Annotated in this window: 10 protein-coding genes; 7 read left to right on the top strand and 3 right to left on the bottom strand. The window is 69.9% G+C overall.

Annotated elements, in window-relative coordinates:
* The first annotated feature begins 149 nt into the window (after nt 1-149).
* The 7 genes from OHA84_RS10505 to pgi all read left to right on the top strand — a co-directional run bounded on the left by OHA84_RS10505 (nt 150) and on the right by pgi (nt 9190).
* On the top strand, nt 150-3113 hold the full coding sequence (locus OHA84_RS10505) for a M14 family metallopeptidase (protein WP_266972031.1): 2964 nt from the start codon (nt 150-152) through the stop codon (nt 3111-3113).
* Nucleotides 3114-3333: 220 nt separating this feature from the next.
* On the top strand, nt 3334-4338 hold the full coding sequence (gene gap, locus OHA84_RS10500; protein ID WP_053681602.1) for a type I glyceraldehyde-3-phosphate dehydrogenase: 1005 nt from the start codon (nt 3334-3336) through the stop codon (nt 4336-4338).
* 151 nt (nt 4339-4489) lie between these two features.
* Nucleotides 4490-5701: a phosphoglycerate kinase gene (gene pgk / locus OHA84_RS10495; RefSeq protein ID WP_266972033.1), complete on the top strand. Its 1212-nt coding sequence runs from the start codon at nt 4490-4492 to the stop codon at nt 5699-5701.
* Between the two features lie 6 nt (nt 5702-5707).
* Nucleotides 5708-6484, top strand: coding sequence for a triose-phosphate isomerase (tpiA, locus tag OHA84_RS10490; RefSeq protein WP_053681606.1), 777 nt, complete (start codon nt 5708-5710; stop codon nt 6482-6484).
* A 135-nt stretch (nt 6485-6619) separates the two neighbouring features.
* Nucleotides 6620-6850, top strand: a complete 231-nt coding sequence (gene secG, locus OHA84_RS10485) for a preprotein translocase subunit SecG (protein ID WP_053681608.1) — start codon at nt 6620-6622, stop codon at nt 6848-6850.
* A gap of 172 nt (nt 6851-7022) precedes the next feature.
* Nucleotides 7023-7358: an RNA polymerase-binding protein RbpA gene (locus OHA84_RS10480; protein WP_007263454.1), complete on the top strand. Its 336-nt coding sequence runs from the start codon at nt 7023-7025 to the stop codon at nt 7356-7358.
* Between the two features lie 176 nt (nt 7359-7534).
* Nucleotides 7535-9190 carry a glucose-6-phosphate isomerase gene (gene pgi, locus OHA84_RS10475; RefSeq protein WP_266951937.1) on the top strand — a complete coding sequence of 552 codons (1656 nt, stop codon included), beginning with the start codon at nt 7535-7537 and terminating at the stop codon, nt 9188-9190.
* Between the two features lie 58 nt (nt 9191-9248).
* On the opposite strand, the gene pgl is transcribed toward pgi, so the two are convergent.
* The 3 genes from pgl to zwf all read right to left on the bottom strand — a co-directional run bounded on the left by pgl (nt 9249) and on the right by zwf (nt 12708).
* Complete coding sequence (gene pgl, locus OHA84_RS10470; protein WP_266950931.1) at nt 9249-10031, bottom strand: 6-phosphogluconolactonase; 783 nt, start codon at nt 10029-10031, stop codon at nt 9249-9251.
* A gap of 98 nt (nt 10032-10129) precedes the next feature.
* Nucleotides 10130-11185, bottom strand: a complete 1056-nt coding sequence (gene opcA, locus OHA84_RS10465; protein WP_266950933.1) for a glucose-6-phosphate dehydrogenase assembly protein OpcA — start codon at nt 11183-11185, stop codon at nt 10130-10132.
* Entirely contained in the window at nt 11182-12708 is a 1527-nt protein-coding gene (gene zwf, locus OHA84_RS10460) for a glucose-6-phosphate dehydrogenase (RefSeq protein ID WP_371591348.1), read from the bottom strand. The genes opcA and zwf overlap by 4 nt, the downstream gene beginning before the upstream one ends.
* Nucleotide 12709 lies beyond the last annotated feature (1 nt).

Below are 12709 nucleotides of genomic sequence, written 5' to 3'. Positions count from 1 at the left end.
GCGACGACGCGAGAACCCACCGTGGTCCCAAGGTGCCCGCACGAGTGAATCGTGCGGGCACCTTTCGGCACGCCCCATTGACATGGGCATGGGCGGTCGTGAGCCTGTCGTCCGAACGCTTTCGTGGCAGACGACGCCCAGGGGGGCACATGAGGCACCGCGCGAGATCGATCCTCGCCGCAAGCGCACTCGTCTTCGGAACCACACTGGCCGCACTACCCGTCGCGGCCCAGGCGCAGCCCACCGCGGAGGACGGATCCGCCGCCTCCGACGAGGTGCGGGTCTACGACGCGGACATCACCCGCGAACAGGTGCCGCTCGTCCTCGCTGCCGGCCAGGACGCCCACGAGCTCACCGAACGGGCCCCCGAGCACGGGACCGCCAAGGTCGAGCTGTTCCTGACCGCCGGCCAGGCGAAGGAACTCGCGGCCCGCGGCGTGAAGCCGGTCGAACGCAGGACCGCCGCCGGCGCGACGGCCCGCGCGAAGGCCGCCGGCGACGGGGTGTTCCGCCCGTACAGCGGCAAGGGGGGCCTCCAGGAGGAGATCCTGCGCACCGCGCGGGAGAACCCGGCGCTCACCAAGGTCGTCTCCATCGGCAAGACCGTCCAGGGCAAGGACATCCTCGCCCTCAAGGTCACCAAGAACGCCAAGAAGGCCAAGGACGGCGACAAGCCCGCCGTCCTGTACATGTCGAACCAGCACGCCCGCGAGTGGATCACCCCCGAGATGACCCGGCGGCTGATGCACCAGACCCTCGACGGCTACGGCAAGGACGCCCGGATCACCAGGCTGGTCGACTCCACCGAGCTGTGGTTCCTGCTCTCCGCCAACCCGGACGGCTACGACCACACCTTCACCGCCGACTCCGCCCGCCTGTGGCGCAAGAACCTGCGCGACAACAACGGCGACGGAAAGATCACGGCCGGCGACGGCGTCGACCTCAACCGCAACTTCGCCTACAAGTGGGGCTACGACAACGAGGGTTCCTCGCCGAACCAGGCGAGCGAGACCTACCGCGGCCCCAAGGCCGGCTCCGAGCCCGAGACCGCGGCGCTCGACCGGTTCGAGAAGCGCATCGGCTTCGAGTACGCCATCAACTACCACTCCGCGTCCGAACTGCTCCTCTACGGAGTCGGCTGGCAGGTGGCCACCCCGACGCCCGACGACGTCGCGTACAAGGCGCTCGCCGGGACCCCCGAGAACCCGGCCGTCCCCGGCTACTACCCGCAGCTCTCCTCCGAGCTGTACACCACGAACGGCGAGGCCGACGGACACGCCGCCAACGCCAACGGCGTCATGATGTTCACGCCGGAGATGACCACCTGCCAGACGGCCTCCGCGAGCGACCCGAACGACCAATGGAAGCCCGAGGACTGCGCCTCCGGATTCAACTTCCCCGATGACGAGAAGCTGATCCAGGCCGAGTTCGCCAAGAACGTCCCCTTCGCGCTCGCCGTCGGCGAGAGCGCCGCACGCCCGGACCAGCCGGCGTCCTCCGTCGGCCTGAAGGCCGCCGACTTCACCGTGGACCCGTTCACCACCTCCTACGGAGCCCGCGGCGAGGACCAGACGGTCGCCGTCACCGCCCGCAAGGCGCTCAAGGACAAGGAACTCAACTTCCGGATCAACGGCGGTCGCACCCACGACGAGGACCTCAAGGCCTGGAAGGGCGGCGAGACCTACGGCGGCGAGGACAACAACTGGTTCGACGAGTACCGGGCGAAGGTCGACGGCGCCAGGCCCGGCGACAAGGTCGAGGTCTGGTTCACCGGCCGCGACCGCTCCGGCAAGCGGGTCTCCAGCGAGCACTTCACGTACACCGTGGCCGAGCGGCCCCGGGCGGACGTCCTGGTGATCGCCGAGGAGGGCGCCCCGGCACAGCACGCGCGGACGTACGTCGACGCGCTGCGCGCCAACGGGCGCTCCGCCGCCGTCTGGGACGTCGCCGTCCAGGGCGCCCCGCACCCCCTCGGAGTCCTCTCGCACTTCCGCACGGCCGTCCACTACACGGGAGCCAAGGGCCCCGGCGGTGACACCCAGCTGGCGATCCGCGACTTCCTCAACGAGGGCGGCAAGCTGATCGAGGCCGGCGAACTGGCCGGCGGCAACGCCCAGGTCGGCCCCGCCGTCACCAACGACTTCAGCCAGTACTGGCTCGGCGCCTACGGCCGGGCCGGCGTGAGCGCCCCCACCGGCTTCACCGGGGCCGGCGGCCTCGCCGGGGCCGCGGGCGGACTCGGGGACGCGGCGGGCAACCCGCTGAACGCGCCCGGCTCCTACACCGTCACCTCGGACACCCTGCCGGCCGCGCAGTTCCCGCGGTTCAAGAGCGCCCAGGCGGGCCAGTACGCCGGGGTCGTCAACCCGTACGCCCCCCACGCCGGCGCCGGCATGGCCTCGGCCCTGCACACGGACGACGACTGGAAGCGGCTGACCCGGACCGTGGACCTCACCAAGGTCTCCGCCGCCGACAAGCCGGCCCTGCGGATGGCCCTGAACTGGAACACCGAGGAGGGCTACGACCACGCCGCCCTGGAGGCCCGCACGGCCGGCGGGGAAGACTGGACGACCCTGCCCGAGGCGAGCGGTCTGACCAGCGCCGAGGTCCCGACCGAGTGCGAGGGCGGGTTCCTGCTGAACGGCCACCCGTTCCTGCGCCACTACCTGACGCTCGACGGCGGCGGCTGCGCCCCGCAGGGCACCAGCGGGGCGTGGAACAGCTTCACCGGATCCTCCGGCGGCTGGAAGCAGGTCTCCTTCGACCTGAGCGCGTACGCCGGCAAGACCGTCGAGGTCTCGCTGTCGTACGTCACCGACCCGGGATCGGGCGGCCGCGGCGTCTTCGCGGACGAGGCGCGGCTGAACGTGGCCGGAGCGGACCAGGCCGTCGAGGGCTTCGAGACCTCGCTGGGCGCCTGGAGCGCCGGGCCCGCACCTGCCGGAAGTCCCGACGTTCCGGGCGATTGGTCCCGGTCCGGGGAGCTGTTCAAGTCCTACGCGGCGGTGACTACGCGTGACACCGTACTGGTCGGTTTCGGCCTGGAACACCTGCCGACCGCGAAGGACCGAGCCGTACTCGTCGGTAAGGCGCTCCGTTCACTGAACCACTGAGCCGCACCCCTCCCGCCGCTCACTTTGAGTGACGGGGGCCAAGGTCCCGGAGGTCCCGCGCCGGCGCTTGCGGCGCAGGACCTCCCTGGCGGACAAGGGTGTGTCAGTCCCCGGCCGATGTCACTCCCAAGCTCACGGAGAGGTAGGGTCGTAAGCGGTCGGGGACATCCCATACAGCTCGCCGGCGGACAGGCCGGCGCACCAACGAGGAGATCGGTTCGTGACGATCCGCGTAGGCATCAACGGTTTTGGCCGAATTGGCCGCAACTACTTCCGTGCGCTCCTGGAGCAGGGAGCGGACATCGAGATCGTCGGTGTCAACGACCTGACTGACAATGCCACCCTGGTGCACCTGCTCAAGTACGACACCATCCTGGGCCGCCTCAAGCACGAGGTCTCCCACACCGCCGACACCATCACGGTGGGCGGCAACACCTTCAAGACCTTCGCCGAGCGCGACCCCGCGAACCTCCCCTGGGGCGAGCTGGGTGCCGACATCGTCATCGAGTCGACCGGCATCTTCACGAAGAAGGCCGACGCCGCCAAGCACATCGCGGCCGGCGCGAAGAAGGTCCTCATCTCGGCTCCGGCCAAGGACGAGGACATCACGATCGTGATGGGCGTCAACCAGGACAAGTACGACGCGGCCAACCACCACGTCATCTCCAACGCCTCCTGCACCACCAACTGCGTGGCGCCGATGGCCAAGGTCCTCCTGGAGAACTTCGGCATCGTCAAGGGCATGATGACGACGGTCCACGCGTACACGAACGACCAGCGCATCCTGGACTTCCCGCACTCGGACCTGCGTCGCGCCCGCGCCGCCGCCGAGAACATCATCCCGACCACCACGGGTGCCGCCAAGGCCACCGCGCTGGTCATCCCGGAGCTGGCGGGCAAGCTCGACGGCATCGCGATGCGCGTCCCGGTCCCCACGGGTTCCGTGACCGACCTGGTCATCGAGCTGGAGCGCGAGGTCACCAAGGACGAGGTCAACGCCGCGTTCCAGAAGGCCGCCGAGGGTCAGCTCAAGGGCATCCTGGACTACACCGAGGACGCGATCGTCTCCTCCGACATCGTGAACTGGCCGTACTCCTGCACCTTCGACTCCTCCCTGACCATGGTCCAGGGCAAGCAGGTCAAGGTCATCGGCTGGTACGACAACGAGTGGGGCTACTCCAACCGCCTCGTCGACCTGACCGTGTTCGTCGGCGAGCGGCTCTAAGGGTCATCAAGGTTTCAGGGCAAGGCACCACGATGTAGGCACAGGGCTCGGGCAGCGCGATGAAGCGCTGTGCGGGCCCTGTGGCTTGCCTCGTCCCTCTCGCCCCGCACGGGCACAAGGCCCTGCGTGGGGAAAAGGAGCAGAAAGACACATGAAGACGATCGACGAACTTCTCGCCGAGGGCGTCTCCGGCAAGCGGGTCTTCGTCCGGGCCGACCTCAACGTGCCGCTGGCCGAAGGCAAGATCACCGACGACGGCCGCATCCGCGCCGTCCAGCCGACCATCGCGAAGCTCGCCGAAGCCGGCGCCCGCGTGGTCGTGGCCTCGCACCTGGGCCGCCCCAAGGGCGCCCCGGACCCGGCCTTCTCGCTGGCCCCGGCCGCGGTCCGCCTCGGCGAACTGCTCGGCAAGAACGTCGCGTTCGCCACGGACACCGTCGGCGCCTCCGCCAAGGAGACCGTCGCGGCGCTCGCCGACGGCGAGGTCGCCCTCATCGAGAACCTGCGCTTCAACGCCGGCGAGACCTCGAAGGACGACGCCGAGCGCGGCGCCTTCGCGGACCGGCTCGCCGAACTCGCCGACATCTACGTCGGCGACGGCTTCGGCGCCGTGCACCGCAAGCACGCCTCGGTCTTCGACCTCCCCGCGCGCCTGCCGCACGCGGTCGGCTACCTCATCGCCGCCGAGATCGACGTCCTGAAGAAGCTGACCGCCGAGGTCAAGCGTCCGTACGTGGTCATCCTCGGCGGCGCCAAGGTCTCCGACAAGCTCGCCGTCATCGACGAGCTGCTCGGCAAGGCCGACCGCCTCCTCATCGGCGGCGGCATGGCCTACACCTTCCTCCACGCCAAGGGCTACGAGGTCGGCATCTCCCTGCTCCAGAAGGACCAGGTGGACGTCGTCAAGGAGTACATGGAGCGCGCCGAGGCCAACGGCGTGGAGCTGGTCCTCCCCGTCGACATCCTCGCCTCCACGGACTTCCCCGACCTCAAGGGCAAGACCCCCGCGGAGTTCATCACCGTCGACGCGGACAAGATCCCCGCCGACAAGGAGGGTCTGGACATCGGTCCCAAGACCCGCGAGCTGTACGCGTCGAAGATCGCCGACGCGGAGACCGTCTTCTGGAACGGTCCCGTGGGCGTCTTCGAGCACCCCGACTACGCCGGCGGCACCCGCGCCATCGCGCAGGCCCTCGTCGACAGCGACGCGTTCACCGTGGTCGGGGGCGGGGACTCCGCCGCCGCCGTGCGCACGCTCGGCTTCGACGAGAACGCTTTCGGCCACATCTCGACCGGTGGCGGCGCCTCCCTCGAATACCTCGAGGGCAAGACGCTCCCCGGCATCGCCGCACTGGAGGTCTGAACCAAAGTGACTTCGCGTACCCCGCTGATGGCGGGCAACTGGAAGATGAACCTCAACCACCTCGAGGCCATCGCGCACGTCCAGAAGCTCGCGTTCGCCCTGGCCGACAAGGACTACGACGCCGTCGAGGTCGCGGTGCTGCCGCCCTTCGTCGACCTGCGTTCGGTCCAGACCCTGGTCGACGGCGACAAGCTGAAGATCAAGTACGGCGCCCAGGACATCTCGGCGCACGACTCCGGTGCCTACACCGGCGAGATCTCCGGCCCCATGCTCTCGAAGCTGAAGTGCGCGTTCGTGGCCGTCGGCCACAGCGAGCGCCGCCAGTACCACGGCGAGAACGACGAGATCTGCAACGCCAAGGTCAAGGCCGCCTTCAAGCACGGGATCACGCCGATCCTCTGCGTCGGCGAGGGCCTCGACGTCCGCAAGGCCGGCGAGCAGGTCCCGCACACGCTGGCCCAGGTCGACGGCGGACTGAAGGACGTACCGGCCGAGCAGGTCGAGTCCATCGTCATCGCGTACGAGCCCGTCTGGGCGATCGGCACCGGTGAGGTCGCCACCCCCGAGGACGCGCAGGAGGTCTGCGGGGCGATCCGCGGCCGTCTCGCCGAGCTGTACTCCCAGGAGCTGGCCGACAAGGTCCGCATCCAGTACGGCGGCTCGGTGAAGTCCGGCAACATCGCCGCGATCATGGCGCAGCCCGACGTCGACGGCGCGCTCATCGGCGGCGCCGCACTGGACGTGGACGAGTTCGTCAAGATCGTCCGGTTCCGCGACCAGTGACCTGTGTGAATATCGCAGCGAGTATGCGGTAGGGCGGATCCGTCGTACCCTTGCGGGGGCCAGGAGGCTGAACCACCAGCCACTGGCCCCCGCGCACATCCCGGAAAAGCCAGAAAGTAGGAATCAGCCGTGATTATGGGGTTCTCGATCGCCCTGATCGTCTTCAGCGCCCTGCTGATGCTGCTCGTGCTGATGCACAAGGGCAAGGGCGGCGGCCTTTCCGACATGTTCGGCGGCGGCATGCAGTCGTCGGTCGGCGGTTCCTCGGTCGCCGAGCGCAACCTGGACCGGATCACCGTCGTGATCGGTCTGCTCTGGTTCGCCTGCATCGTGGCGCTCGGCCTGATGATGAAGTCGACCGGCTGACCGTTCCGGCCATTCCGGCGGTCCGGCGGGCTCTCCCCGGCCTATCATGGGCCTTTGCGGGGGCGGTCCTTCCAGTTCCTGGACGGTCGCCCGGTCCTCCGTAGGCTCGGGCGCCCGCGGCAGCGGACCTCCCCTCGCACTCCGCGGCACCATCACGCAGGGAGTTACGACCGTGGCAAGTGGCAACGCGATCCGTGGCAGTCGGGTCGGAGCGGGGCCGATGGGCGAGGCCGAGCGCGGTGAGTCCGCGCCCCGCCTGCGCATCTCCTTCTGGTGCTCGAACGGGCACGAGACACAGCCCAGCTTCGCCAGCGACGCGCAGGTGCCGGACACCTGGGACTGCCCGCGCTGCGGGTTCCCGGCCGGCCAGGACCGGGACAACCCGCCGGCTCCGCCGCGCACCGAACCGTACAAGACGCACCTGGCGTACGTGCGGGAGCGGCGTACCGATGCCGACGGCGAGGCGATCCTCGCCGAAGCCCTCGCCAAGCTCCGCGGCGAGATCTGAACCGTCCGAACCTCGGCCTCCGGCCGGTTCGCACTCAAGAGTGACTTGGGGCCCGGCCCCGCGGCAGACACGAACCCGCGGGCCGGGCCCCTTTGTGCGCGTTGGCCCCCTTCACATCCCTTAGGTTGGGGCGTGGCGGGGCACAACAGGACGGAAGAAGTGGGTTGATGTCCGAGATGAACGCAGACACCCGTACGAGGCTGAACCGGACACCCGAGTGGCTCGCACTCGGCAAGCACCGGGAAGAGCTGGGGCAGACGCATCTGCGGGAGCTGTTCGAGGCGGATCCGAGCCGGGGCACCGGCTACACCCTGCGGGTCGGCGACCTGCACATCGACTACTCGAAGCACCTCGTGACGGACGAGACGCTCGCGTTGCTCCGCGAACTGGCGTCGGCGACCGGCGTGGCCGAGCTGCGCGACGCGATGTTCCGCGGCGAGAAGATCAACACGACCGAGGACCGGGCGGTCCTGCACACCGCCCTGCGCGCCCCGAGGGACGCGGTGATCGAGGTGGACGGCGAGAACGTCGTCCCCGGCGTGCACGCCGTCCTCGACAAGATGGCCGCCTTCTCCGAGCAGGTCAGGTCGGGTAAGTGGACCGGCTTCACGGGCAAGCGCATCAAGAACGTCGTCAACATCGGCATCGGCGGCTCCGACCTGGGCCCGGCGATGGCGTACGAGGCGCTGCGCGCCTTCGCCGATCGCGGCCTGACGCTGCGGTTCGTCTCCAACGTGGACGGAGCCGACCTGCACGAGGCCGTACGGGACTTCGACCCGGCGGAGACGCTGTTCATCATCGCGTCGAAGACCTTCACCACGATCGAGACCATCACCAACGCCACCTCGGCGCGGGAATGGCTCCTCGACGGTCTGGGCGGTGACCAGAGCGCCGTGGCACGGCACTTCGTGGCGCTGTCCACCAACGCCGAGAAGGTCACCGGGTTCGGCATCGACCCGGCCAACATGTTCGAGTTCTGGGACTGGGTCGGCGGGCGCTACTCCTTCGACTCCGCGATCGGCCTCTCGCTGATGATCGCGATCGGCCCGGACGCCTTCCGGGAGATGCTGGACGGCTTCGCGGCCATGGACCGGCACTTCCGGACCGCCCCGCCGGAGGAGAACGCGCCGCTGCTGATGGGCCTGTTGGGGGTCTGGTACGGCGGGTTCTTCGACGCCCAGTCGCACGCGGTGCTGCCGTACAGCCATTACCTGTCGCGGTTCACGGCCTACCTCCAGCAGTTGGACATGGAGTCCAACGGCAAGTCGGTGGACCGGGACGGCAACCCGGTGGACTGGCAGACCGGACCGGTGGTGTGGGGCACGCCCGGCACGAACGGGCAGCACGCGTACTACCAGTTGATCCACCAGGGAACGAAGCTGATCCCGGCTGACTTCATCGGGTTCGCCCGGCCGGTGGCGGAACTCTCCGGGCCGCTGAAGGCCCAACACGACCTGCTGATGGCGAACTTCTTCGCACAGACGCAGGCGCTGGCCTTCGGCAAGACCGCCGAGGAGGTGCGGGCGGAGGGCGTCGACGAGGCGCTGGTCGCCCACAAGACGTTCGCGGGCAACCACCCCACGACGACGATCCTCGCGACCGAGCTGACGCCCGGGGTGCTGGGGCAGCTGATCGCCCTGTACGAGCACAAGGTGTTCGTCCAGGGCGCGGTGTGGAACATCGACTCCTTCGACCAGTGGGGAGTCGAGCTCGGCAAGGTGCTCGCCAAGCGGGTGGAACCGGCGCTGACCGAAGGCGCGGACGTGGAGGGCTTCGACCCCTCGACGCGGGCCCTCGTCGCGACCTACCGCTCGCTGCGCGGCCGGTCCTGACCCGGGGCGGGGGTGCGGGGGCCGGGCCCCCGCACCCCCGCCGTTCGGACGCGGAAGGTCAGGCCGACGCCGGCGGGTACATGTCCGACGGCAGCTTGGCCGCCGCCGCGCGGTCCAGGAGCCACAGGGTGCGGCTGCGACCGTAGGCCGCCGCCGCCGGGGCCTGGACGTCGCCCGCGCCGCCGAGCGCGAGCGCCACCGCGCCCGCCTTGTCCTCGCCCGCCGCCAGCAGCCAGACCTCGCGGGCCGCCCGGATCGCCGGAAGGGTCAGCGAGACCCGGGTCGGCGGCGGCTTCGGGGCGCCGTGCACACCGACCACGGTGCGCTCGGTCTCGCGGGACGCCGGGTGCTCCGGGAACAGCGACGCCACGTGCGTGTCCGGGCCGACGCCCAGCATCAGCACGTCGAAGCGGGGGACCGGGCCGTGGTCCTCCGGACCCGCCGCCCGCGCGAGTTCCGCCGCGTACGCCGCCGCGGCGGCGTCGACGTCCGCCCCGTACGGGCCGTCCGAGGCCGGCATGACGTGGACGCGAGCCGGATCGACCGGCACGGCGTCCAGGAGCGCCTCGCGGGCCTGGACGTGATTGCGTTCGGGGTCGTCGGCGGGGACGTACCGCTCGTCGCCCCACCACAGGTCCAGCCGCGACCAGTCGATCGCGTCCCGGGCCGGAGCGGCCGCGAGCGCCGCGAGCAGACCGTTGCCGTTGCGGCCGCCGGTCAGCACCACCGAGGCGCTGCCGCGGGCCGCCTGCGCGTCCACGATCTTCGTGATGAGCCGGGCCGCCGCGGCCTGGGCCATCAGCTCCTTGTCCCGGTGGACGACGACCTGGGGAGTCGTCATACCCATGTGCGTGCCGCCTTCTTGCTCGTTGCTGCGGGGAAATGGCTCGGCCGCCGGTCGGACCCCCTCGCGGGCGTCCGACCGGCGGCCGTGGTGCGTCACTTCTTGGCCGGGGCCTTCTTGGCCGGGGCCTTGGCCGCCGGCTTCGCGGGCGCCTCGGCCTTGGCCGCGGGGTCGTCCGCCTCGCCGGCGGAAGCCTCGGACGTGCCGGCCGGGGCGGCCTTCTTCGCGTCCAGCCGGTCCACGCCGAACTTCAGCGAGGCCTCGTACGTGTTGTCCGGGTCCAGCCGGCGCAGTTCCTCCGCCAGCAGCTCGGCCGTGTCACGACGCTTGAGCGCCACCGCGCGGTCGGGCTGACCCGGCATGCACAGCGTCGCCAGGGCCCCGTCCGCCCGGTCCAGGACGATCACGCCGTCCGTGGTCTCCAGCCGGACGGCCGTGAGGCCGGGGCCGGTGGAGTGGGTGCGCTTGACCGGTACGCCCAGACGGTCCGCCAGCCACATGGCCAGCAGCTCGCAGCTCGGGTTGTCGTCCTCGCCCTCGACGGTGGCCGAGACGACGGAGACGCGACTCTGCTGGTCGAGCGCCGCGGCCAGCATCGAACGCCACGGGGTGATCCGGGTCCAGGACAGGTCCGTGTCACCCGGCGCGTACGCCTCGGCCCGGCTGCCGAGTGCGGCGATCGGGCTCTCCGAGGCGTACGTGTCCGTGATCCGGCGCTGTCCCAGCGAGCCCAGCGGGTCGCCCGCCAGGCTCGCGGGAGCGCCCTCCGGCCACCAGACCACCACGGGGGCGTCGGGCAGCAGGAGCGGGAGAACCACCGACTGGGCGTGGTTGACCAGTTCTCCGTGCATGCGGAGCACGACCGTCTCGCCGGAGCCGGCGTCCGCCCCGACACGGACTTCCGCGTCGAGACGGGCGTCGCGGCGACTGCGCGGCGAGCGGCTGATCCGCTTGACCACGACGATGATCCGCGAGGGGTGCTCGTGGGATGCGTCGTTCGCCGACTTGAGCGCGTCGTACGCGTTCTCCTCGTCGGTCACGATCACCAGCGTGAGGACCATGCCGATGGCCGGCGTGCCGATGTCCCGGCGTGCCTGCACCAACGCGGCGTTGATCTTGCTGGAGGTGGTCTCCGTAAGGTCGATCTTCATGGCCGGCGCCAGCTCCGTCCGTCTCGTGCGAGCATCTCGTCCGCCTCGACCGGTCCCCAGGTGCCCGCCGGGTACTGCGCGGGCTTGCCGTGCTTGTCCCAGTACTGCTCGATCGGGTCGAGGATGTTCCAGGAGAGCTCGACCTCCTGGTGACGCGGGAAGAGGTTCGCGTCACCCAGCAGGACGTCGAGGATCAGCCGCTCGTACGCCTCGGGGCTGGACTCCGTGAAGGACTCGCCGTAGGCGAAGTCCATCGTGACGTCCCGGACCTCCATGGAGGTGCCGGGCACCTTGGAGCCGAAGCGGACCGTCACGCCCTCGTCCGGCTGGACCCGGATGACCAGGGCGTTCTGCCCCAGCTCCTCGGTCGCGCCCGACTCGAACGGGAGGTACGGGGCCCGCTTGAAGACCACCGCGATCTCGGTCACCCGACGGCCCAGGCGCTTGCCGGTCCGCAGGTAGAACGGGACGCCCGCCCAGCGACGGTTGTTGATCTCCAGACGGATGGCCGCGTAGGTGTCGGTCTTCGACTTGGGGTCGATGCCGTCCTCTTCGAGGTATCCGACGACCTTCTCGCCGCCCTGCCAGGCCGCCGAGTACTGGCCGCGCACGGTGTGCTTGCCCAGGTCCTCGGGCAGCTCCACGGCGGTCAGCACCTTGAGCTTCTCCGCCACCAGCGCCTTCGGGTGGAAGGAGCCGGGCTCCTCCATCGCGGTGAGCGCCAGCAGCTGGAGCAGGTGGTTCTGGATGACGTCACGGGCCGCGCCGATGCCGTCGTAGTATCCGGCCCGGCCGCCGATGCCGATGTCCTCCGCCATGGTGATCTGCACGTGGTCGACGTACGACCGGTTCCAGATCGGCTCGAACATGGTGTTGGCGAAGCGGAGCGCCAGGATGTTCTGGACGGTCTCCTTGCCGAGGTAGTGGTCGATCCGGAAGACCTCGTCACGGGGGAAGACCTCGTGGACGACCTTGTTGAGCTCTTCCGCGCTCTTCAGGTCGTGGCCGAAGGGCTTCTCGATGACGGCGCGCCGCCACGAGCCTTCCTTCTGCGCCAGACCGTGGTCCTTGAGCTGCTGGACCACCTTGGGGAAGAACTTCGGCGGGACCGAGAGGTAGAAGGCGAAGTTTCCGCCGGTGCCCTGGGCCTTGTCGAGTTCCTCGATCGTGGCCTTGAGCGTCTCGAAGGCCGCGTCGTCGTCGAAGTCGCCCTGGACGAAGCGGCAGCCCTGGACGAGCTGCTGCCACACCTCCTCACGGAAGGGGGTGCGCGAGTGCTCCTTGACCGCGTCGTGCACCTCCTGGGCGAAGTCCTCGTCCTGCCACTCGCGCCGGGCGAACCCGATGAGCGAGAAGCCCGGCGGGAGCAGGCCGCGGTTGGCGAGGTCGTAGACGGCGGGCATCAGCTTCTTGCGCGACAGGTCACCCGTAACGCCGAAAATGACCAGGCCGGACGGCCCCGCGATGCGCGGGAGCCGCCGGTCCTGTGCGTCACGAAGCGGGTTCGCTCCGTTCACAGACAAA

Source organism: Streptomyces sp. NBC_00513 (assembly GCF_041431415.1).
Classification (GTDB): Bacteria; Actinomycetota; Actinomycetes; order Streptomycetales; family Streptomycetaceae; genus Streptomyces.
Note: the sequence above shows the minus strand (reverse complement) of the source record. Positions and strands in the feature narration are given on the sequence as shown.